This window comes from Cyanobium sp. Copco_Reservoir_LC18, assembly GCF_009834675.1.
Taxonomy (GTDB): Bacteria; Cyanobacteriota; Cyanobacteriia; order PCC-6307; family Cyanobiaceae; genus Cyanobium; species Cyanobium minutissimum.
Window position 1 is genome coordinate 58,180 of the sequence record NZ_ASAC01000010.1, and the last position, 18,435, is coordinate 76,614.

Below are 18,435 nucleotides of genomic sequence, written 5' to 3' on the forward strand. Positions count from 1 at the left end.
CGGAGAACATTCATGAACCTGCCTTCCCTGGCCAAGCGGCGCGGCGTCCTGCCCATCGCCGCACCCATCGCCCTGGTTGCCGTCTGCGCCCTGCCCCTGCTGCTGGCGGCGCCCGCTTCGGCGCACCACCTGATGGATCTCACCGGCATGAAGCCCGGCGTGGTCTCCGGCCTGCTGAGTGGCCTGGCCCACCCGATCCTGGGCCCCGACCACCTGCTGTTCCTGCTGGCCATCGGCCTGGTGGGCATTGTCCAGCCCTTCCGCTGGGTGCTGGCCCTGCTGGGCTGCGGGCTGGTGGGCAACGCCCTGGGGCTGGCCCTGCCCGGCTTCCCCTGGATCGAGCCGCTGGTGGCCCTGTCGGTGGCCCTCACCGGCCTGGTGCTGGCCCGGCGCCTGCCCCCGGCGGTGCTGGTGCCCGCCTTCCTGCTGCACGGCTACGCCCTCAGCGGCGCCGTGCTCGGCTGGGAGCCCACCCCGATCGGCTTCTATCTGGTGGGTCTGCTGGTGAGCCAGAGCCTGCTGCTGCTGGTGGCCCTCACGGCCGTGCGTCGCTGGCGCCGCACGGCCTCCAGCGGTGCGGTCAACATCACCGCCGGTCTGCTGATGGGCATCGGCCTGGCCTTCACCTGGTCGGCCCTGGTGGCCTGAGCCTGGGGGCTCAGGTGCCCAGCAGGGCGGTGCACTCCAGCCGCTCCTGGCTGGCGGCCTGGCGCGAGGCCCGCAGGCGGATCGCCTCCGCCAGATACTCGGCGTCCTCGGCGACGCCGCAGAACCGGGCCGAGCCCCAGGTGTGCAGCCAGGGCAGGCCCAGCACGTAGAGACCCGGCACCCGGGTGAGGCCCCGTTCGTGGACCGGATGGCCGGCGCCGTCGAACACGGGCACCTCCACCCAGGAGAAATCCGGCCGGTAGCCAGTGCACCAGATCACGGCCGCCAGCGGCTCGGCCGCCAGGTCGAGGGGCTCCGGCGGACCGGGGGGCGGGGTCCAGCAGGGGACATAGGGGGGCTCCTCGGGGGCGCTGAGCCCCTGGGCGGCGATGTGGTCGTCGATGCTGCGGCAGATGCGGCTGTACACGGCATCGGCCCCGTCGAGGTTGGCGGCCAGGTCGCCGGCGAACCGGATGCGGTCGTGGCCGAGGTCGGCCAGGCGCCCGTGCAGCACCATCCCCTCAAGGGCCCGGCGCCGCAGGTCGATCTCCCGGCCGCCGTCGCGGCCGGTGAGGTAGTGGTTGGTCTTGCTCCGCACCGCCCTGGGATCGGCGTGCTGGTCGATCGGCATGGCGTAGTAGCCCATGCGATCGAGCCAGTCGACCACGTCGCGGCCGCGGTAGCGGCGGGGGGAGCGGGGGGCACTGCCGACGCTCAGGTGCACCCGGCGGCCGGCCAGGTGCAGGTCTTCGGCGATCTGGCAGCCCGACTGGCCGCTGCCCACCACCAGCACCGGTCCGGGGGGGAGCGTGGCGGGGCTGTCGTAGTCGCGGGCATCGATCTGCAGGATCCGCTCGGGAAGCCGGGCGGCGAGGGGGTGGCGCTTCGGGCGGTGGTAGCCGCCGGTGGCGATCACCACCTGCTCCGCCTCGATGGCGCCCTCGTCGGTGGAGAGCAGGAAGCCGTGGCCGCTGGCCTGCAGGCGGTTCACGGCCACGCCCTCGCGCACCGGCACCTGGATGTGGTCGGCGAAGCGCTGCACGTAGCGGACGATCTCCTCACGGCCCATGAAGCCCTCGGGATCGTCGCCGTCGTAGGGGAAATCGGGCAGGCGGCACTGCCAGTTGGGCGTCACCAGGCAAAAGGACTCCCAGCGCTGGCGGGCCCAGGCATGGCCGATGCGGTGGCGCTCCAGCACCAGGGGACGCACCCCCCGCTTCTGGAGGCAGTGGGCGACCGACAGGCCCGCCTGGCCGCCGCCCACCACCACCACCGCATGCCGCTGCGCCGACTCCGAACCCCTGGCCACGCTCTGCTCCGGCTCCTGAACGAGATCCGATGCTGGCTGCCGCAGCCGATACGCCCTGTAACGACCGCCACGGATCCCCCCGCCGACGGCGATGGGCGAGAGGCGGCATTCGGTGGCATCGGCGACACAGAACAAAAGTTCATCCGTGGCACGGTCCCCCATGCCGATTCCACCGACCGCACCTCCCCATGCCCCAGGTCAGCCGTCCCGCCAACCAGACGGGTGAGTTCCTCGTCGACTACGAGGAGAAGGTCTTTCCCGACGTCAAGGCCGAACCCGGTGAGAAGGCCCTGGTCACCTTCCACACCGTGGCCTTCGAAGGCTCCATCGGCCTGGTGAACCTGCTGCAGGCCAGCCGCCTGATCAACAAGGGCTTCGAGACCTCGATCCTGCTCTACGGCCCGGGCGTGACCCTGGGGCTGCAGCGGGGCTTCCCCAAGCTGGGCGACGCCGCCTTCGACGGCCACCTCAACTTCGGCGCCCGCATCCAGAAGTTCATGGACCAGGGCGGCAAGGTCTACGCCTGCCGCTTCGCCCTCCAGGCCCTCTACGGCCACGGCGAAGGCGCCCTGATCCCCGGAATCATCCCGGTCAACCCCCTCGATGTGCTCGACATCGTGCTGCTGCACCGCAAGGAAGGCGCCTTCATCCTCGACACCTGGACCCTCTGAATGCCGTCCACGGTCACCGTCGCCGCCGCCCAGATCCGTCCGGTGCTCTACAGCCTGGACGGCTCTGTGGCGCGGGTGGTGGCGGCCATGAAGGAGGCCGCCGCGGCCGGGGTGCAGCTGATCGTCTTCCCCGAGACGTTCCTGCCCTACTACCCCTACTTCTCCTTCGTGGAGCCGCCGGTGCTGATGGGCAAGTCGCACCTGAAGCTCTACGAGCAGGCGGTGACGGTGCCCGGCCCGGCCCTGGGCCGCATCGCCGCCGCCGCCCGCCAGCTCGGCCTGCACGTGCTGCTGGGCATCAACGAGCGCGACGGGGGCAGCCTCTACAACGCCCAGCTGCTGATCGATGCGGCCGGTGAGCTGGTGCTGAAGCGGCGCAAGCTCACCCCCACCTATCACGAGCGGATGGTGTGGGGCCAGGGGGACGGGGCCGGCCTGCAGGTGGTGCCCACGGCCCTCGGGCGCATCGGTGCCCTGGCCTGCTGGGAGCACTACAACCCCCTGGCCCGCTTCAGCCTCATGGCCCAGGGGGAGGAGATCCACTGCGCCCAGTTCCCCGGCTCCCTGGTAGGGCCGATCTTCGCCGAGCAGACCGCCGTCACCCTGCGCCACCACGCCCTCGAGGCCGGCTGCTTCGTGATCTCCTCCACCGCCTGGCTGGAGCCGGAGGACATCGAGACGATCACGCCCGATCCGGTGCTGCAGAAGGCCTGCCAGGGGGGCTGCCACACGGCGGTGATCAGCCCGGAGGGCCGCTACCTGACCGGGCCCCTGCCCGATGGCGAGGGCCTGGCCATCGCCGAACTCGACCTGAGCCTGATCACCAAACGCAAACGCATGATGGACAGCGTCGGCCACTACAGCCGCCCGGACCTGCTGGGGCTGCGGATCGACCGCAGCCCCGCCCGCCAGCTGCATGAGCGGCCTGCCGAGGCCGGACTGACCGGATTCGCCGCGGCCGGCACTCCAGGCGAAGCGGCCCCGGTGCTGACGCTGCTGGAGGAGCTGCACCATGGCTGAGCACGATCGCCGCGCTCTGGGGCGCCGGCTCACCGAGCTGCAGGTGCACGGAGTGGTCGACCCGGCGGTGCCCGGCAACCCCGGCCGCCGCGGCGGGGCGGGCCCCTCCGATCACCGCGCCCTCAGCATCGACGGCACCACCGTGATGGTGCCCGTCTACAACGCCCTGGCCGGCAGCTCGCCCTACCGGCTGGACACCGCCGCCGGCGGCGGCCTGGAGGTGAGCGGCACGGGTGCGGCGGCAGGCGGCGTCACCGGGGCCCTGGCCGTGGAGACCCCGCCCGAGCCGAACTTCTACGGCCTGACCACCGCCGACGGCATCCCCTACCGCGCGATCGCCCTGCTGCACGGCCGGGACGTGCTGGCCACCACCCTCCTGCAGACCTGCATCCGCTTCCGCGACCGCACCCAGTCGTGCCAGTTCTGCGCCATCGAGCAGTCGCTGGAGGATGACCGCACCCTCGTGCGAAAGACGCCGGCCCAGGTGGCGGAGGTGGCCGAGGCGGCGGTGCGTCTCGATGGCGTGCGCCAGCTGGTGCTCACCACCGGCACCCCCAACAGCGACGACCGGGGCGCCCGGCTGATGGCCGAGACCGCCGCCGCCGTCAAGGCCCGGGTGAACCTGCCGATCCAGGCCCAGTGCGAGCCCCCCGAGGACCCGGCCTGGTACGGCCGCATGAAGGACGCCGGCGTCGACAGCCTCGGCATGCACCTGGAGGTGGTGGAAGAGGAGGTGCGGCGGCGGATCCTCCCCGGCAAATCGGAGCTGGGGCTGGAGCGCTACATGGAGGCCTTCGCCGAAGCCGTGGCGGTGTTCGGCCGCGGCCAGGTGTCCACCTACCTGCTGGCCGGGCTGGGGGACAGCGCCGATGCGCTGGTGGCCGTGAGCGAGCGGCTGATCACCCTGGGGGTCTACCCCTTCGTGGTGCCCTTCGTGCCGATCGCCGGCACCCCCCTGGAGGCCCATCCCGCCCCCTCCACCGACTTCATGGTGGCCGTCTACACGGCGGTGGGCGACCGGCTGCGGGCCTCCGACCTGCGGTCCGAGGCCATGGCGGCCGGCTGCGCCAAGTGCGGCGCCTGCTCGGCCCTGTCCCTGTTCGAAGCCGGCCCGGAGCCGGCCATCCCCTGAGCGCGGCCATGTTCTTCATCGACCCCTCCAGCCACGACATCGGCCGCAGCGCCAGCTCGGCACCGGCCGCCTTCACCCCCTCGGTGCGGCGGGGGGTGGCGATCGAGGCCGAGGACTTCCGCCTCTCGCCCACGGCCAGCTCCCAGCGCTTCTCCTTCCACCTGCTGCGACGCGGCACGCCCCTGGAGGAGGGCTACTGGCAGCTGCGCAGCGCCATCTTCTGCCAGGAGCAGCACCTGTTCGAGGCCACCGACCGGGACGAGAAGGATGGCCACGCCTATCCCATCGCCGCCCTCGACCACAGCGCCGGCAGCGGCAGCGGCGTGGTGGGGGTGGTGCGGATCCTGGAGGAACGGCCCCGCCTCTGGTACGGCGGCCGGCTCGGGGTGCACGGCGACCACCGCCGCCACAACCAGATCGGCAAGGGCCTGATCTGGAAGGCGGTGACGACGGCCAACGGCTGGGGCTGCGACCGCTTCCTGGCCACGGTGCAGCTCCAGAACGTGCGCTTCTTCCAGCGCCTGCACTGGACCTCGATCGACACGCTGGAGATCCGCGGCCTGCCCCACCACCTGATGGAGGCCGATCTCGCCTACTACCAGCCCGGCCACGAACGGCGCCCCCTGGCGGTGGGCGAAACGGCGGCGGTGGCGGTGACGGCGGCGTGAGTCGCGGGCCGCAGGATCCGGATCTGGCGGCCCTCGCCGCCCGGCTGCGCCAGCTCAGCGGCCTCACCGGCAAGACCGACATCCAGTCCCCGGCGGCCACCTTCCCCCACCAGCCCTTTCCCGCGCTGGGTCCCGCCGCGGCCCTCGGCGACGACGCCGCCCTGCTGCCGGCGGTGGCCACGCCGCTGCTGCTGGCCAGTGAGGGACTGGACCCGGCCCTGGTGGCCGCCGACCCCTGGTTCGCCGGCTGGTGCGGGGTGCTGGTGAACCTCAGCGACATCGCCGCCATGGGCGGCACCCCGATCGCGGTGGTGGACAGCCTCTGGTGCCGCGACGCCAGCCGGGCGGAGCCGATCCTGGCGGGCCTGCGCCGGGCCTCCGAGGTGTTCGGGGTGCCGGTGGTGGGGGGCCACACCAACCTGCACAGCCCCTACGACGCCCTGGCGGTGGCGGTGCTGGGCACGGCCACCGGCCCGGTGCTCTCGGCCCGCGCCGCCCGCCCCGGCGACCACTGCCACCTGCTGATCGACCCGAACGGCGGTTTCCGCGGCGACTCCCTCTGCTGGGATGCGGCCACGGAAGCCGACCCCGCCCGGCTGCGGCGCCAGCTGGCCCTGATGGCGGATCTGGCGGCCGATGGGAGCGTCCATGCCGCCAAGGACATCAGCATGGGCGGCCTGGTGGGCACCGCCGCCATGGTCTGCGAGGCGACCGGCTGCGGCCTGACCCTGGAACTGGGGGCGATCCAGCCCCCCGCGGGGGTGGCGCTGGAGCCCTGGCTCACCTGCTTCCCCAGCTTCGGCTTCCTGCTGGCCGCCCGGCCCGATCAGGGGGGCCGGCTGGCGGAGCGGGTCGCCGCCTGCGGCGGCCTGCTGCTGGCGCGGATCGGCACGTTCACGGCGGAGCGGCGGCTGGTGCTGGCGGCGGGGGGGCAGCAGCAGGAGATCTGGCGCGGAGAGGCGCCGCTCACCGGCTTCGGGGCCCTGCCCTGATCGTGCGGTCGTGATCAACCTGTCGTGATCGCCACCGCAACCGGAAGGGGCCCGGCACACAATGGCTTCGCTGGGTGGTGGGGGGCGCCATGCCGGAAGTGGAGCTGACACTGGAATGGCCGGACGGGGGCAGGAGCCGCCTCTATTCCCCCTCCACCGTGATCCTCGAGCACCTCGCCCCGGGCCAGACCGTGACGGTGGCGGAGCTGCGGACCAGGGGCACCCTGGCGCTGCGGCAGGCCTCCGAGCGGGTGCGGGCCCGCTACGGCTTCGCCTGCACCCGGGCCGATGAGGAGGAACGGCGCCTGCTGGAGCAGGCGGCAGCCTTCGCGGCCGAGGAGCTGGTGCGCGTTCAGAACGCTTAGCCGGGCAGCACCCGCTCGATGCGGCGATCGGGGATCAGCCACATCAGGGCCACCAGCCCATAGACCGCCTGGCCAACGGCCGGGGAACGCAGGCTCACCAGCATCGCCACCAGATAGAGCGTCAGGGAAGTGTGCCCCTTCCAGTCGCGGCCCACGGCCCGGCGCAGCAGGGAGTCGGGGCCCTGGCTGGCGATGATTCGGCCCTGGAGGATGAAATAGGCCAAGGCCGCCATCATCATCACGGCGCCATAAAGGACCGAAGGGGCGATCGCCCTGGGGTTCTGGCCCATCCAGCCGGTGGCGAAGGGCACCAGCGACAACCAGAACAGCAGATGGAGGTTGGCCAGCAGCACCGGGCCACTGACCCGCTGCAGGGTGTGCAGCATGTGGTGGTGATTGTTCCAGTAGATGCCGATATAGATGAAGCTCAGCAGATAGCTCAGAAACACAGGGATCAGGGGCACCAGGGCCGCCGGTTCGGTGTCGTGGGGCACCTTGATCTCCAGCACCATGATCGTGATGACGATGGCCAGGACACCGTCGCTGAAGGCCTCCAGACGGGTGGTTTTCATGGGGCCTGACCATGGATCTCGCTGCTTATGGTATGGACGCAGACTGCAGCAGAAAAGAGATGAATCGCTACAAAGCCCAGACCAGCTGGCACCACTGAGCCGCGGCCGGACGCCGCCTCCTGGGGTCCCCGATGGCGCCGACCGGACTCTTCACGGCGCACCGTGCTCAGTAGAGAAGGGGTGGACCACCGCAAAGCACGATCCGATGACCCATCGCATCCGAAGACGCCTGTTCAGCCTCGCCTCCATGGCGGCGCTGGTGATCTCCCTGATGATCCAATGGCCTGCCATGGCGATGGCCAGCCAGGCACACTCCATCTCCCCGGTCGCCTTCGCCAGCATGACCGACAAGATGGGCGCCAAAGCCAAGGAAGCCGAAGGCAAGATGGAATCGGCCTACGGCGAAATCACCGGCGACACGGGTCACCAGGTGAAGGGCAAAGCCAAGCAGGTGCAGGCCTCCGCCATGAACGCCAAAGAAGCCGTCAAGGACGGCACCAAGGCCGTGGCCCGCAAGGCCAGTGAGGCCACCGACAATTTGGCGAACAAGATCAAGTAAACGGCCCATCTGATCACTGAACCGTCAGATCACTGGACCATCCACCCACGCGTCACCGACGCCTCACCATCACAAGCAGGACCCCATGCTGGAATCCATTGCCGTCGTTCTGGTGGTTCTCTGGCTGCTCGGACTGGTGACGTCCACCTCCCTGGGCGGCCTGATCCATCTGCTTCTGGTGATCGCCCTGATCGTGATCGCGGCCCGACTGATCAGTGGTCGGACCGTGTGACGTGCCAGCGGCGGGCGGATCAGCCCTCCTCCGCCAGGCAACGGCGCAGCGTCAGCAGGGCCTTGCGCTCCAGATGCTGCACCTTGTGCTTGGACAGGCCGATGCCCTCGCCGATCTTCGCCAGCGACGGGGACTCGGGGCCGCCGTAGCGAAGGCGCAGCACCCGGCGCTCCAAGGGGGACAGCTGGACGAGGGCACGGTGCAGCCAGAGGTAATCGTCCCGGAGGCCGGGCTCGGAGGGATCGCCGATCAGATCCTTCAGACTCACCTCCCCGTCCGTGTTCCCCAGGGCCTGATCGAGAGAGAGGGTCTGCAGGTCATGGGAGGCCTGAAGCACGGTTTCCAGCCGTCGCGGGCTCTCCCCCAGCTGGAGGCCGATGGCGGCCAGCGTCAGGGGCTCGGGGGAGGCATGGCGCAGGGCCTGCACCTTGCGGGCCAGGGCCGCCATCTGGGGCGGCACCCGGATCAGACCGGCCGTTTCCTGGAGATGGCGGTGCACCGCCTGGCGGATCCACCAGGAGCCATAGGTGGAAAACCGGTAGCCGCGCTCGGGCAGGAAACGCTCCACCGCATGGATCAGGCCGAGGTTGCCGGCCTGCACCACATCCATCGGATCCAGATGCATCTGCCGGATGCGGTTGTGCTGCTGCTTGCAGAGCGACACCACCAGACGCAGATTGCCCGTCACCATGCGGGCAAAGGCGCGGCGCCCTCGCCGTTCCTCGCTGGGGGCAGGGGCCGGCTGGGAGCGCCAGTCCTGCACCAGGGCGCCGAGGTGCAATTCCTCGGAAGGCGTCAGCAAAGGGATACGACCGATGCTGCGCAGATAGTCCCCAAAACAATCTGACATGGCAACCAGAAAAGAGGGACATCAGCGAGCCTAGGAATGGCGAAATCTGCGCCACGGGGGATGCTCCTTTCTGCGGCGGATCTGCTGCATCGCGGCTCAGGAAACCACCATAGAACGACCTAATTTCTGTATCCGATGCAGCCTATTGATCTGGGCAGCATCGAGAACAGAAGGCAGGGTGACACGGCCAACTGTGATTGGTCCAGATTCAACCAACAGGAGAACGCCTCATGTCGCTGATTTCGCTCATCATCACCCTGATCGTCGTCGGGGTCCTGCTATGGCTCGTCAACAACTACATCCCCATGGACGGGAAGATCAAACGCATCCTCAACATCGTCGTGGTGGTCGCCGTCGTGGTGTGGCTGCTCAACATCCTTGGCCTGATGGATTCGTTGCGCAGCATCCGCCTGGGCCGCTGACGGCCGGCCGCCGTCAGCGGGTTCACGCCCGTGGGGGCCTCAGCCACCGGCCACGGGGCTGGGCCAACCATGCAGGGCCTGGGCTTCCTCCGGCCCCAGCACCAGCTCCGCCGATGCCTCGCCCGCCAGGGGCAGGCTGAGGACGAGGGGCAGGGCGTCACTGGGGCGGGGCAGCAGGTCGGCCATGTCGAACTGGGCCGAGCTCTCCGGCAGGGGCCCGGCCCCGACCGCCACCAGCTCCTCGCTGCGGTTGGCCAGGGTCCAGGAACCGCCGACCCCGTCGCTGAGCAGCAGGGGCCGGCTGTGGTCGACGGCGATGCCCGGGGTGAGGGCGCTGAGGCGCAGGCGCTCACCGCTGGGGTAGGCGGGATCGGGCTGGGCGAAGACCCGCAGCGACCAGCGGTTGTCGTCCCGGTCGCGCAGGCTCCAGCGCTGGCCCTCGTCGGCCCGGACCAGACCGGGCGCCAGGGTCAGCAGCAGCACCAGCAGCAGGGCCGCCAGCGCCGCCGCCCCGGGCCTGGCGCGGCTGACAGGTGCGCCCGAAACAGGTTGAGCAGAAACACGCATGGGAGGACTCCCCGATCCGGGGTCATTCAACGTTATCGTTTTATCGTCCGGCAGGAGCAAGCGGCATGGTCGCAAGACGATGCAGCCACCCTTCGCGCCCGGTCTGTCCATCTTCGGATGTCCTGTCATGACTCTCTCCACCCTGTCGCGTTCCGGGGTCCATCCCTGGGATCGCTTCAAGAACTGGGTCACCAGCACCGAGAACCGCCTCTACGTGGGCTGGTTCGGCGTGCTGATGATCCCCACCCTGCTCACGGCCACCGTCTGTTTCGTGATCGCCTTCGTCGGCGCCCCGCCCGTCGACATCGACGGCATCCGTGAGCCCGTCTCCGGCGGCCTGCTCTACGGCAACAACATCATCACCGCCGCCGTGGTGCCCAGCTCCAACGCCATCGGCCTGCACTTCTACCCCATCTGGGAAGCCGCCAGCCTCGACGAGTGGCTGTACAACGGCGGCCCCTACCAGCTGATCATCTTCCACTTCCTGATCGGCATCTTCTGCTGGATGGGCCGGGAGTGGGAGCTGAGCTATCGCCTGGGCATGCGCCCCTGGATCGCCGTGGCCTACAGCGCCCCGGTGGCCGCCGCCACCGCCGTGCTGCTGATCTACGCCATCGGCCAGGGCTCCTTCTCCGACGCCCTGCCCCTGGGGATCTCCGGCACCTTCAACTTCATGCTGGTGCTGCAGGCGGAGCACAACGTGCTCATGCATCCCTTCCACATGCTCGGCGTGGCCGGCGTGTTCGGCGGTTCCCTGTTCTCGGCCATGCACGGCTCGCTGGTCACCAGCTCCCTGGTGCGGGAGACCACCGAGACCGAATCCCAGAACCGGGGCTACAAGTTTGGCCAGGAGGAGGAGACCTACAACATCGTGGCCGCCCACGGCTACTTCGGCCGCCTCATCTTCCAGTACGCCTCCTTCAACAACAGCCGCAGCCTCCACTTCTTCCTGGCGGCCTGGCCGGTGATCGGCATCTGGTTCGCCGCCCTGGCGGTGGTGAGCTTCTCGTTCAACCTCAACGGGCTGAACTTCAACCACTCGATCCTGGACCACCAGGGCCGTGTGGTCGACACCTGGGCCGACATCCTCAACCGCGGCGGCCTGGGCATCGAGGCGATGCACGAGCGCAATGTGCACAACTTCCCTCTCGATCTGGCCGCCACCGCCAGCACCCCCGTGGCCCTCACGGCACCGTCGATCGGTTAGCGGGGCTTTGAACCCCGCCCAGCCATCGAGGCCCTGAGCCCCTGCCGGGCCCGGACACATCCGGGCCTTTTTTGCCATGTCACGCTGGGCGAAACCTCCGGCTGACGCGATGGCGCGCCCCCCCTACCAACCCTCCCTGCTGCGGCTCACCCATGGCCTCACGGCGCTGCTGGTGGCGGCCGCCTGGCTGAGCGGACTCTTGGTCTACAGCCGCTACGACGGCCGCTGGGGGCGGCTGCCCTTCACCCCGCCCGGCAGCTGGATCGACCTGCACGGCCAGGCGGGCTTCCTGCTGCTGCCCCTGGGCCTGGTCTTCGCCGCCTACGCCCTCACCCTGGGGCGGGCGCGCCTGAAGCGCCTCACCAACGCCATGGCCCTGGGGGCCCTGGTGCTGGCGGTGGCCACCGGCAAGCTGATGCAGGAGGACTGGCTGCGGGACGGCCAGCTGCACCACCTGGCCTACAGCCTGCATCTGGTGGCCTGGCTGCTGATCGGCCTGGCCGTGGTGCTGCACGTGGGCGAGAGCCTGCGGCTGGGGGGCACACCCTTGCTCGCTTCGATGGCCAGCACGAGCCTGCGCCAAGGCGACTTACCGGGGGACTGGCCCGGCCAGGTGCGGCGGTTTCTCCAACGAGGGCGGTGATCAGGCGGCGATGCGGCGGCGCAGGTCGTCGGCCATGGCGCGGCCGGCCGCGTCGGCGGTGACGATCTCGATCTGATCGGCGTCGGCGGCCCCGAGGCCCAGCTCGACCGCCCGGCGGATCTGCTCCAGCTGCCACAGCGGCCCCCGGGCCACCGCGTCGGTGGTGCCGAGCGACCGCAGCAGGGCCACGGCCACCACATCCACCGCCACCCGGTCGCTGCTGGCCAGGATCACCCCCGGCCGGACCTTGCGGCCCGCTTCCGGCCCACCGTCGACGAAGGCCTCCACCCCGTCGAGCAGCACCAGGGCGGGGCTGTAGGCCTGATTGATCTCGGCGATCATCAGCCGCTGGTGGGGTGAGCTGTGCAGATCGCCCATGTAGTTGTGGGGGTCGCCGGGCACGACCTTGGCCACCAGCCCCACCGAATTCTTCAGCGAGAGGGTGAAGTCCCCCCCGAAGCGATGGGTCTTGAGGCAGCAGGTGTTGACCACCGCGCCGGCCTCCAGGGCCGGCCTGGCGAAGGCGAACCCCTTCGGCCAGTGGGTGCCCTCGGCGGCCACGCGCTGCCAGCCGTCGCGGTCGAGTTCGTCGAGCACCAGGGCCTGCAGGCCGAGGCGATCGGCCAGGGCGAACACCCCCTTGGACTCCATCGCCCGGCGGGTGTCGGCCATGCCGGAGCGATCGCCCACGGTGATGGCGCCGGCGCCGGCGTTGCGCAGTTCGGCCACCAGCGCCTCCAGCAGCGGCGTGTCGGTGGCGGCCGGGGCCGGATCGGCGGTGTTGTAGTTGGGCTTGAGGAAGACCGAGCGCTCCTTCAGGCCGGTGGGTTGCAGCAGGTCGATCGCCGCGCGGGTGCCGGCCACCCGGTCGTCGCTGCGGATCAGCGCCACCCGGCTGACGCCGGCGGAGGAGGCGCCGGAGCTGGCAGCGGCCGCCGGGGCGGCATCGGCGGCCGCCCGGGACCCGGGAGACACCTGCGACCCGCAAGCTGCCGAGAGGGCGGCGCTGCCGGCGGCCAGGCTCGCCAGCCGCAGCACCCGCCGCCGACTGAGGCTCTGGCGGGGATCGGAACCGTCCATGGGAGCCCGGCCGCGGTGGGGTTCAAGCTATCGCCGTTCGCGGGCCCCAGCCTCGATCGAAGGTCTGGCTCAGGGCCGGAGCCGGGCTCAAGGACGGAAATCTCCCGCGATGGGGCCGCCCGCCGGCGGCACCGGCAGCAGGGGGGTGGGGTCCACCGCCACCAGCCCCCGGGGCTGCCGCTGGCGCACTTCCAGGTGCAGGTGGGGCGTGCTGGCGTTGCCGCTCTGGCCCACCTCGCCGATGGGCTGCCCGGCGCCCACGGTGGCGCCCTCGGCCACGGAGGCCCTGCGCAGGTGGGCATAGAGGCTCGACCAGCCGCCGCCATGATCGATCAGCACCGTGAGGCCGTAGCCGCTGATCTCGTCCACCCGTTGCACCCGGCCGGCGTGCAGCGCCAGCACGGCCGTGCCCTCGGGCACGATCAGGTCGAGCCCGGTGTGCATGCGCCAGGCGCCGCGGGCCTCCGAAAACCGCCAGCCCCAGGGGTCCTGCTCCGTGGCCGCCAGGGCGAGGGGATAGTGCAGCGGCGCCGGCGGCCCCGCCGCGGGCTCACCGCCCCCGGACGCCCCGGCCTGCAGGGCAAGGTCGCCCACCGGCACCTCCCGGGGCACCAGCACCGGCCGCTCGGGCCTGGTGGCCGCCGGCGCCGGGGTGGGGGTGGCCCGGGCGGGCGGAGGCACGGGCGGCAGCAGCACGGCCGGCCAGGGCGACGCTTCCGACCCCGCCCCGGTGGCCGAATCGGGGATCGGTGGCTCGCCGGGGGGCCCTGGGGGGTCGATCCCCGCCGCACCGGCGGCGCCGGGGAGCAGCAGAAGCAGCAGCAGCGGCACCGAAGCCCGCCGGGGACGTGCAGGGGCCATCGAGGGGGCGCAGGGCAAGCGCGTTGTACCGCCTCTGAGCGGGGGAGGCCCGCCGGGCGCGACGCACGGAGGCCCGCCGGCTGGAGCCTTCCCACCAGCTGCTCCGTGCCCTGCGAACGGATCAAAGGGGATCCCCGGGCAGAAAGCGCCGGATGAACAGCTCCAGGGCCATCGGCCCGCAGCGGGGCTGCCAGGTGGTGCCACCCGGCAGCCGCCGCCAGGCCTGCACCTGCAGCGCGCCACCGCCGGCCAGCAGCTGCACCCGGTAGCGGTACTCGGCATCGGCGGCCTGCTCGGGGGCGGCCAGGGGTTCGGCTCCGGGCTGGCTGGCCAGGAACGCGGCAGCAAACGCCCCCGGCTCCGGCCGCTGGCGCAGGGCCGTGGCGAAACGCCAGGCGGCACCGGTGGGATAGCCGTCGTGGTGGAGGTAGAGGTGACGCTCCGGGACGCCGGGAAAGCCGGAGAAGGAATAGACGGCGCGGGTGGCCAAGGGGCTGGGGCGGCTGCACTCGGAAGTGCCACCGGTGTCTCAGCTGCTGCTGCAGCCCTTGATCACACCCACTGGGCGCAAAGCAACTCCGCCTGGGCGGACACCGTTTTCACCCCGTCGTCCTGGCGGTCGGGGGGGTAGCCGTACGCCCGGATCACCCAAAACCCCGCCAGTGCGGTGGCGAGCCATGCATCCGGGGCCTGCGCATCCGCGTGCGTGCTCGACCTTTACGCCGCCGGCCTCAGCAGCGAGCGCACGAAGGCCAAAACCGCTTTTGCGGTGGTGATGGCGGCGTCCGCGTCCACCCGGTCGAACAGCTCGCTGGGGGCCTGGTCCCCATCCGGGTACCGGGTGGCGCTGTTCATCCGGCTCAGGGCATTGAGCCGCAGGGCCGCCAGGGGTTCTGGGGCCACTCCGGCGGCGGACAGCGCAGCAACCAATGCCTCCAGCGCGTGAGTCTGGCGTGGCTCGCGGTCGAGGCTGATCAGGATGGCTTTCAGGGCTTTTTCTGCCGCCTGACTGGCGTGGTAGCAGGCCTCCACCCGGGGTGTCATCGCCCTTCCTGCGGCGTCAGCCGGATCGCATCACGGGCGATGCCGCGCCAATGGGGATCCTGGGAGTGGCGGCGCTCCTGCCACTGGGCGGCGTCCAGGGCGATCACGTCATCCCCCAGGCAGGCGGACAGGAGAGCATCGGCGCACGTGTCGGCTTCCTCGCGGGTCGGCGCCACGGCGATCAGATCCACGTCGGAGCGGCTGTCCCAGTCGCCCCGGGCCCAGGAACCGAACAGCCACACCTCCCAACCCGGCCGCCCCGCCACCAGCGCGTCGGCCCCGTGCTGCAGGGCCTGCAGCCGCTCGCGGCGGCGTTCGGCGCGGAGGTGCTGGAGGGTGGCCATGGCCATAGCTTCGCTCGGGCCGCGTCTGCCTGCAGCCATTCCCTTACCTAGTTTGAAGCCATCCAGGCAGCCGTCCGATGGGCACCGATCCGCCCACCGACCCCGCCCAGCTGCGCCGCGACTACCGGCGCCAGGCCCTGCGGCGGGGGGATCTGGCGGCCGATCCGGTGGCGCAGTTCCGGCGCTGGTTCGATCAGGCGGTGGCGGCCGAGCTGATCGAGCCGAACGCCATGGTGCTCGGCACCAGCGATGGGGTGCGCCCCAGCGCCCGCACCGTGCTGCTCAAGGCCTTCGACGCGCGGGGCTTCGTCTTCTTCACCCACTACGAAAGCCGCAAGGCCACCGAGATCGCCGCCCACCCCGAAGTGAGCCTGCTGTTTCCCTGGTACGGGCTGGAGCGGCAGGTGGCCATCCTGGGGCGGGCCGAGCGCATCAGCGCCGGCGAATCGCTGGCCTACTTCCTCTCGCGCCCCGTCGGCAGCCGGCTGGGGGCCTGGGTGTCGCAGCAGAGCGCCGTGATCGGCTCCCGCTCGATCCTGGAGATGCAGTGGGACGCCATGAAGCGCCGCTTCGCCGATGGGGAGGTGCCGCTGCCGCCGTCCTGGGGTGGCCTGCGGGTGGTGCCGTTCGAATTCGAGTTCTGGCAGGGCCGCAGCAACCGCCTGCACGATCGCTTCCGCTACCGGCCCGCCGAGGCGGCCGGAGAGGGGGGCGGCGGCGCCGCCTGGGCCATCGAGCGGCTGGCGCCCTGAGGGGCCGACCACGGCCGCCGGCGATCGGCTGAGGCGCCGCAGAATCGCTCGTCTTCGCTGCTATGCGGCTATGCTCATAGCAGTTGATGGTTGATCGCCCATGGCTGTCGCGCCCGCGCCTTCCCTGTCCCTCGCCGCCGCCGCCGGGGGCGGCCCGCTGCTGTTCCGCCAGCTGTTCGACGCCGACACCGGCACCTTCACCTATCTGCTGGCGGATGTGGCCAGCCGCCAGGCCCTGCTGATCGATTCCGTCTTCGAGCAGCACGACCGCGACCTCTCCCTGATCCGGGAGCTGGGCGTCGAGCTGGTGGCCTCGATCGACACCCACGCCCATGCCGACCACGTCACGGGCAGCTGGCTGATGCACGAGGCCACCGGCTGCGCCATCGGCCTGGCCGCCGGCGTCGGCGCCGAGAACGTCACCCGGCCCCTTAAGCACGGCGATCGCGTCCTCTTCGGTGGCCGCCACGTGGAAGTGCGCGCCACCCCCGGCCACACCGACGGCTGCCTCACCTTCGTTCTCGACGACCACACGATGGCCTTCACCGGCGACGCCCTGCTGGTGCGGGGCTGCGGCCGCTGCGACTTCCAGCAGGGCAACGCCCACACCCTCTGGGCCTCGATCACCGGGCAGATCCTCACCCTCCCCGACCACTGCCTGCTCTACCCCGGCCACGACTACACCGGCCGCAGCGTCACCTCCGTCACCGAGGAGAAGGCCTTCAACGCCCGCCTCGGCGGCCACGCCACCGAGCGGGACTTCGTCGGCCACATGGAGAACATGCGGCTGCCCCACCCCCACCGGATCGCCCAGGCCCTGCCCGGCAACATGCGCTCCGGCAAGCCCCGCGAGGCCAGCGCCGCGCCGGTCTGGGCGCCCATGGCCCGCAGCTACGCCGGGCTGCCCGAACTCAGCCCCGCCTGGGTGGCCGCCCATCGCGGCGATGTCACCGTGCTCGATGTGCGCTCCGCCGAGGAATACGACGGACCGGACGGGCACGTGGGCGGCAGCCTGCTGATCCCCCTGCCGGAGCTGGAGCACCGCGCCGGCGAGATCCCCACCGATCGCCCCCTGGTGGTGGTCTGCCATTCGGGCAGCCGCTCGGCCCTGGCCACCCAGCAGCTGCTCAAGGCCGGCCGACCGCAGGTGGCCAACCTCCATGGCGGCCTGAGCCGCTGGGCCGCCGAGGGCTTCCCGTTGGAGGGCGTCCTCCAGGCCTGAAGCTCCGCCAAGTGAAGTCCATCCCTTTCCTTCCTCCCTCCATGACCCCCACGGCCATCACCCCCACGACCATGACCACCACCACAACCACCCCCAGCCGCATCAGCGCCCACGACCTCGCCGACCAGCTGGCGGCCGGTGCGGTCACCGTGATCGATGTGCGCGAGCCGATGGAGTTCGTCACCGGCCACATCGCCGGCAGCCTCAACGTCCCCCTCTCGCGCCTGGCCCAGGCCGATCTGCCCCGCGGGCCGCTGGTACTGGTCTGCCAGAGCGGCAACCGCAGCGGCAAGGGCCTCACCCAGCTGCTGCAGCTGGGCCACCCCCACCCGGTCACTGATCTGCTCGGCGGCGTGCCCGCCTGGCAGCAGGCCGGCTTCCCGGTGCGCAGGCTCAAGGGGGCGCCGCTGCCGCTGATGCGCCAGGTGCAGATCGTCGCCGGCAGCCTGGTGCTGCTGGGGGTGATCCTCTCCCAGGCCGTGGCCCCCGGCTGGATCTGGCTGAGCGGCTTCGTGGGGGCCGGGCTCACCTTCGCGGGCCTCTCAGGCTTCTGCGGCATGGCCCGCCTGCTGGCCGTGATGCCCTGGAACCGGGTGTAGCGCCCGGCGCCACAGGCCCAGCCATTCGTCCGGGCGCTGGTCCACCGAACCGGTGGCCGGCTCCCACACCTCGGCCACCAGCCCCGCCTCGCCCAGCTGGGCGGCCACCGCCTGCGGGTCACTGCCCCAGGGCGGCCCCCCTGGCCTGGAGTGGCACCAGAACAGTCCCAGCAGCCAGCCGCCCGGAGCCAGCAAGCGGCACACGGTGGCGATGTAATCGGCGCGCCGGGCCGGATCGATGGCGCAGAAGCAGGTGTGCTCCACGATCCCCGTGAGACTTCCGGGCGTGAGGCCCGCCGCCTCCAGGGCCGGCTGATCGAACAGGTCGGCCTGCAGCCAGCGCAGGCCGGGCCGGTCGTCGCCGTGCCGCACCCGCGCTTCCGCCACCGCCTCACCGCTGAAATCCAGGCCGAGGGCGGCGAAACCGAGCTGCTCGAGCAGGGCGGCCTCATGGCCCCGGCCGCAGCCCGGCACCAGCACCGTCCCCGGGGGCCGGGGGGCCAGCGGGTGGCGGCGCAGAAATGCCTCCAGCGGCGGAGCCGGCCGGCCCAGTTCCCAGGCGTCGGTGCCCTGGCGGTAGCGCTGGTCCCAGTGGCTGGCCGCCGCGGGGCTGGCCGGTTCGGAGCGGTTCATGGCTTCAGCATGGCCCCCTGAGCCAGGTGCCTCCTTAGCCTGG

25 protein-coding genes are annotated in these 18,435 nt (G+C 71.3%); 15 read left to right on the top strand and 10 right to left on the bottom strand.

Going from position 1 to position 18,435, the window contains the following annotated elements; genetic code table 11:
* Positions 1 to 12 precede the first annotated feature (12 nt).
* Positions 13 to 648: a HupE/UreJ family protein gene (locus tag L107_RS04285; RefSeq protein ID WP_159816610.1), complete on the top strand. Its 636-nt coding sequence runs from the start codon at positions 13 to 15 to the stop codon at positions 646 to 648.
* Positions 649 to 658: 10 nt separating this feature from the next.
* Here L107_RS04285 and L107_RS04290 read toward each other — a convergent pair whose 3' ends face one another.
* On the bottom strand, positions 659 to 1,957 hold the full coding sequence (locus L107_RS04290) for an MSMEG_0569 family flavin-dependent oxidoreductase (RefSeq protein WP_159816772.1): 1,299 nt from the start codon (positions 1,955 to 1,957) through the stop codon (positions 659 to 661).
* Between the two features lie 188 nt (positions 1,958 to 2,145).
* Here L107_RS04290 and L107_RS04295 point away from each other — a divergent pair, with 188 nt between their 5' ends.
* From L107_RS04295 to L107_RS04320, 6 genes are all read left to right on the top strand, one after another.
* A complete protein-coding gene (locus tag L107_RS04295) occupies positions 2,146 to 2,628 on the top strand; it encodes an MSMEG_0572/Sll0783 family nitrogen starvation response protein (protein ID WP_035833359.1) in 483 nt (160 codons plus the stop codon).
* Positions 2,629 to 3,648, top strand: a complete 1,020-nt coding sequence (locus tag L107_RS04300; RefSeq protein WP_159816611.1) for a Nit6803 family nitrilase — start codon at positions 2,629 to 2,631, stop codon at positions 3,646 to 3,648.
* The gene (locus L107_RS04305) at positions 3,641 to 4,780 is read left to right on the top strand and encodes an MSMEG_0568 family radical SAM protein (protein ID WP_159816612.1); all 1,140 of its coding nucleotides are present in this window, start codon (positions 3,641 to 3,643) and stop codon (positions 4,778 to 4,780) included. Before L107_RS04300 ends, L107_RS04305 begins: the two co-directional genes overlap by 8 nt.
* 8 nt (positions 4,781 to 4,788) lie before the next feature.
* Positions 4,789 to 5,448 (top strand): MSMEG_0567/Sll0786 family nitrogen starvation N-acetyltransferase, encoded by a 660-nt coding sequence (locus L107_RS04310; protein ID WP_201295802.1) that lies wholly within the window; start codon positions 4,789 to 4,791, stop codon positions 5,446 to 5,448.
* Positions 5,445 to 6,440 (top strand): sll0787 family AIR synthase-like protein, encoded by a 996-nt coding sequence (locus tag L107_RS04315; RefSeq protein ID WP_159816613.1) that lies wholly within the window; start codon positions 5,445 to 5,447, stop codon positions 6,438 to 6,440. The genes L107_RS04310 and L107_RS04315 overlap by 4 nt, the downstream gene beginning before the upstream one ends.
* An 89-nt stretch (positions 6,441 to 6,529) precedes the next feature.
* Positions 6,530 to 6,805 (top strand): MSMEG_0570 family nitrogen starvation response protein, encoded by a 276-nt coding sequence (locus L107_RS04320; protein ID WP_159816614.1) that lies wholly within the window; start codon positions 6,530 to 6,532, stop codon positions 6,803 to 6,805.
* Here L107_RS04320 and L107_RS04325 read toward each other — a convergent pair.
* Positions 6,802 to 7,377, bottom strand: a complete 576-nt coding sequence (locus L107_RS04325; RefSeq protein WP_159816615.1) for a TMEM175 family protein — start codon at positions 7,375 to 7,377, stop codon at positions 6,802 to 6,804. The two genes, L107_RS04320 and L107_RS04325, sit on opposite strands and share 4 nt — an antisense overlap.
* Positions 7,378 to 7,582: 205 nt before the next feature.
* Between L107_RS04325 and L107_RS16595 the strand changes: the two genes are divergently transcribed.
* Complete coding sequence (locus tag L107_RS16595) at positions 7,583 to 7,936, top strand: CsbD family protein (protein ID WP_236550500.1); 354 nt, start codon at positions 7,583 to 7,585, stop codon at positions 7,934 to 7,936.
* An 85-nt stretch (positions 7,937 to 8,021) separates the two neighbouring features.
* Positions 8,022 to 8,168 (top strand): lmo0937 family membrane protein, encoded by a 147-nt coding sequence (locus tag L107_RS04335; RefSeq protein WP_106220816.1) that lies wholly within the window; start codon positions 8,022 to 8,024, stop codon positions 8,166 to 8,168.
* 19 nt (positions 8,169 to 8,187) lie between these two features.
* Here L107_RS04335 and L107_RS04340 read toward each other — a convergent pair whose 3' ends face one another.
* Positions 8,188 to 9,018 carry an RNA polymerase sigma factor RpoD/SigA gene (locus tag L107_RS04340; RefSeq protein ID WP_255451602.1) on the bottom strand — a complete coding sequence of 277 codons (831 nt, stop codon included), beginning with the start codon at positions 9,016 to 9,018 and terminating at the stop codon, positions 8,188 to 8,190.
* Between the two features lie 230 nt (positions 9,019 to 9,248).
* On the opposite strand from L107_RS04340, the gene L107_RS04345 reads away from it, so the two are divergent.
* Positions 9,249 to 9,440, top strand: a complete 192-nt coding sequence (locus L107_RS04345) for a Thivi_2564 family membrane protein (protein WP_106220818.1) — start codon at positions 9,249 to 9,251, stop codon at positions 9,438 to 9,440.
* Between the two features lie 39 nt (positions 9,441 to 9,479).
* Here the strand turns inward: L107_RS04345 and L107_RS04350 are convergent, their stop codons facing one another.
* A complete protein-coding gene (locus L107_RS04350; RefSeq protein ID WP_159816617.1) occupies positions 9,480 to 10,007 on the bottom strand; it encodes a DUF3122 domain-containing protein in 528 nt (175 codons plus the stop codon).
* 127 nt (positions 10,008 to 10,134) lie between these two features.
* Here L107_RS04350 and psbA point away from each other — a divergent pair, with 127 nt between their 5' ends.
* Both psbA and L107_RS04360 read left to right on the top strand, forming a co-directional pair.
* The gene (gene psbA, locus L107_RS04355; RefSeq protein ID WP_159816618.1) at positions 10,135 to 11,214 is read left to right on the top strand and encodes a photosystem II q(b) protein; all 1,080 of its coding nucleotides are present in this window, start codon (positions 10,135 to 10,137) and stop codon (positions 11,212 to 11,214) included.
* A gap of 109 nt (positions 11,215 to 11,323) precedes the next feature.
* Entirely contained in the window at positions 11,324 to 11,857 is a 534-nt protein-coding gene (locus tag L107_RS04360) for a cytochrome b/b6 domain-containing protein (RefSeq protein ID WP_159816619.1), read from the top strand.
* Here the strand turns inward: L107_RS04360 and L107_RS04365 are convergent, their stop codons facing one another.
* The 5 genes from L107_RS04365 to L107_RS04385 form a co-directional block, all read right to left on the bottom strand.
* Entirely contained in the window at positions 11,858 to 12,937 is a 1,080-nt protein-coding gene (locus L107_RS04365) for a DUF362 domain-containing protein (protein WP_159816620.1), read from the bottom strand. It lies immediately after the preceding gene.
* Between the two features lie 87 nt (positions 12,938 to 13,024).
* Positions 13,025 to 13,798 carry a M23 family metallopeptidase gene (locus L107_RS04370; RefSeq protein ID WP_159816621.1) on the bottom strand — a complete coding sequence of 258 codons (774 nt, stop codon included), beginning with the start codon at positions 13,796 to 13,798 and terminating at the stop codon, positions 13,025 to 13,027.
* 121 nt (positions 13,799 to 13,919) lie between these two features.
* Entirely contained in the window at positions 13,920 to 14,288 is a 369-nt protein-coding gene (locus L107_RS04375; RefSeq protein ID WP_159816622.1) for a hypothetical protein, read from the bottom strand.
* Between the two features lie 227 nt (positions 14,289 to 14,515).
* Entirely contained in the window at positions 14,516 to 14,842 is a 327-nt protein-coding gene (locus tag L107_RS04380; RefSeq protein WP_159816623.1) for a HEPN domain-containing protein, read from the bottom strand.
* A complete protein-coding gene (locus L107_RS04385; protein ID WP_236550501.1) occupies positions 14,839 to 15,186 on the bottom strand; it encodes a nucleotidyltransferase domain-containing protein in 348 nt (115 codons plus the stop codon). The genes L107_RS04380 and L107_RS04385 overlap by 4 nt, the downstream gene beginning before the upstream one ends.
* A 77-nt stretch (positions 15,187 to 15,263) precedes the next feature.
* Between L107_RS04385 and pdxH the strand changes: the two genes are divergently transcribed.
* From pdxH to L107_RS04400, 3 genes are all read left to right on the top strand, one after another.
* Positions 15,264 to 15,938 carry a pyridoxamine 5'-phosphate oxidase gene (gene pdxH, locus L107_RS04390; protein WP_159816625.1) on the top strand — a complete coding sequence of 225 codons (675 nt, stop codon included), beginning with the start codon at positions 15,264 to 15,266 and terminating at the stop codon, positions 15,936 to 15,938.
* 100 nt (positions 15,939 to 16,038) lie between these two features.
* Positions 16,039 to 17,160 carry a rhodanese-like domain-containing protein gene (locus L107_RS04395; protein WP_159816626.1) on the top strand — a complete coding sequence of 374 codons (1,122 nt, stop codon included), beginning with the start codon at positions 16,039 to 16,041 and terminating at the stop codon, positions 17,158 to 17,160.
* 71 nt (positions 17,161 to 17,231) lie between these two features.
* Positions 17,232 to 17,759 carry a rhodanese-like domain-containing protein gene (locus L107_RS04400; RefSeq protein ID WP_159816778.1) on the top strand — a complete coding sequence of 176 codons (528 nt, stop codon included), beginning with the start codon at positions 17,232 to 17,234 and terminating at the stop codon, positions 17,757 to 17,759.
* On the opposite strand, the gene L107_RS04405 is transcribed toward L107_RS04400, so the two are convergent.
* Positions 17,703 to 18,392, bottom strand: a complete 690-nt coding sequence (locus L107_RS04405; RefSeq protein WP_159816627.1) for a methyltransferase domain-containing protein — start codon at positions 18,390 to 18,392, stop codon at positions 17,703 to 17,705. The two genes, L107_RS04400 and L107_RS04405, sit on opposite strands and share 57 nt — an antisense overlap.
* Positions 18,393 to 18,435: the final 43 nt, after the last annotated feature.

What these genes read in the sequence shown, in the direction of transcription:
- L107_RS04305 (WP_159816612.1), top strand. Translation starts at nt 3,641, where the DNA reads ATGGCTGAGCACGATCGCCGCGCTCTGGGGCGCCGGCTCACCGAGCTG.
- L107_RS04295 (WP_035833359.1), top strand. Translation starts at nt 2,146, where the DNA reads ATGCCCCAGGTCAGCCGTCCCGCCAACCAGACGGGTGAGTTCCTCGTC.
- psbA (WP_159816618.1), top strand. Translation starts at nt 10,135, where the DNA reads ATGACTCTCTCCACCCTGTCGCGTTCCGGGGTCCATCCCTGGGATCGC.
- L107_RS04285 (WP_159816610.1), top strand. Translation starts at nt 13, where the DNA reads ATGAACCTGCCTTCCCTGGCCAAGCGGCGCGGCGTCCTGCCCATCGCC.
- pdxH (WP_159816625.1), top strand. Translation starts at nt 15,264, where the DNA reads ATGGGCACCGATCCGCCCACCGACCCCGCCCAGCTGCGCCGCGACTAC.
- L107_RS04385 (WP_236550501.1), bottom strand. Translation starts at nt 15,186, where the DNA reads ATGGCCACCCTCCAGCACCTCCGCGCCGAACGCCGCCGCGAGCGGCTG.
- L107_RS04360 (WP_159816619.1), top strand. Translation starts at nt 11,324, where the DNA reads ATGGCGCGCCCCCCCTACCAACCCTCCCTGCTGCGGCTCACCCATGGC.
- L107_RS04400 (WP_159816778.1), top strand. Translation starts at nt 17,232, where the DNA reads ATGACCACCACCACAACCACCCCCAGCCGCATCAGCGCCCACGACCTC.
- L107_RS04395 (WP_159816626.1), top strand. Translation starts at nt 16,039, where the DNA reads ATGGCTGTCGCGCCCGCGCCTTCCCTGTCCCTCGCCGCCGCCGCCGGG.
- L107_RS04380 (WP_159816623.1), bottom strand. Translation starts at nt 14,842, where the DNA reads ATGACACCCCGGGTGGAGGCCTGCTACCACGCCAGTCAGGCGGCAGAA.
- L107_RS04325 (WP_159816615.1), bottom strand. Translation starts at nt 7,377, where the DNA reads ATGAAAACCACCCGTCTGGAGGCCTTCAGCGACGGTGTCCTGGCCATC.
- L107_RS04340 (WP_255451602.1), bottom strand. Translation starts at nt 9,018, where the DNA reads ATGTCAGATTGTTTTGGGGACTATCTGCGCAGCATCGGTCGTATCCCT.
- L107_RS04310 (WP_201295802.1), top strand. Translation starts at nt 4,789, where the DNA reads ATGTTCTTCATCGACCCCTCCAGCCACGACATCGGCCGCAGCGCCAGC.
- L107_RS04365 (WP_159816620.1), bottom strand. Translation starts at nt 12,937, where the DNA reads ATGGACGGTTCCGATCCCCGCCAGAGCCTCAGTCGGCGGCGGGTGCTG.
- L107_RS16595 (WP_236550500.1), top strand. Translation starts at nt 7,583, where the DNA reads ATGACCCATCGCATCCGAAGACGCCTGTTCAGCCTCGCCTCCATGGCG.
- L107_RS04345 (WP_106220818.1), top strand. Translation starts at nt 9,249, where the DNA reads ATGTCGCTGATTTCGCTCATCATCACCCTGATCGTCGTCGGGGTCCTG.
- L107_RS04370 (WP_159816621.1), bottom strand. Translation starts at nt 13,798, where the DNA reads ATGGCCCCTGCACGTCCCCGGCGGGCTTCGGTGCCGCTGCTGCTGCTT.
- L107_RS04300 (WP_159816611.1), top strand. Translation starts at nt 2,629, where the DNA reads ATGCCGTCCACGGTCACCGTCGCCGCCGCCCAGATCCGTCCGGTGCTC.
- L107_RS04320 (WP_159816614.1), top strand. Translation starts at nt 6,530, where the DNA reads ATGCCGGAAGTGGAGCTGACACTGGAATGGCCGGACGGGGGCAGGAGC.
- L107_RS04335 (WP_106220816.1), top strand. Translation starts at nt 8,022, where the DNA reads ATGCTGGAATCCATTGCCGTCGTTCTGGTGGTTCTCTGGCTGCTCGGA.
- L107_RS04350 (WP_159816617.1), bottom strand. Translation starts at nt 10,007, where the DNA reads ATGCGTGTTTCTGCTCAACCTGTTTCGGGCGCACCTGTCAGCCGCGCC.
- L107_RS04405 (WP_159816627.1), bottom strand. Translation starts at nt 18,392, where the DNA reads ATGAACCGCTCCGAACCGGCCAGCCCCGCGGCGGCCAGCCACTGGGAC.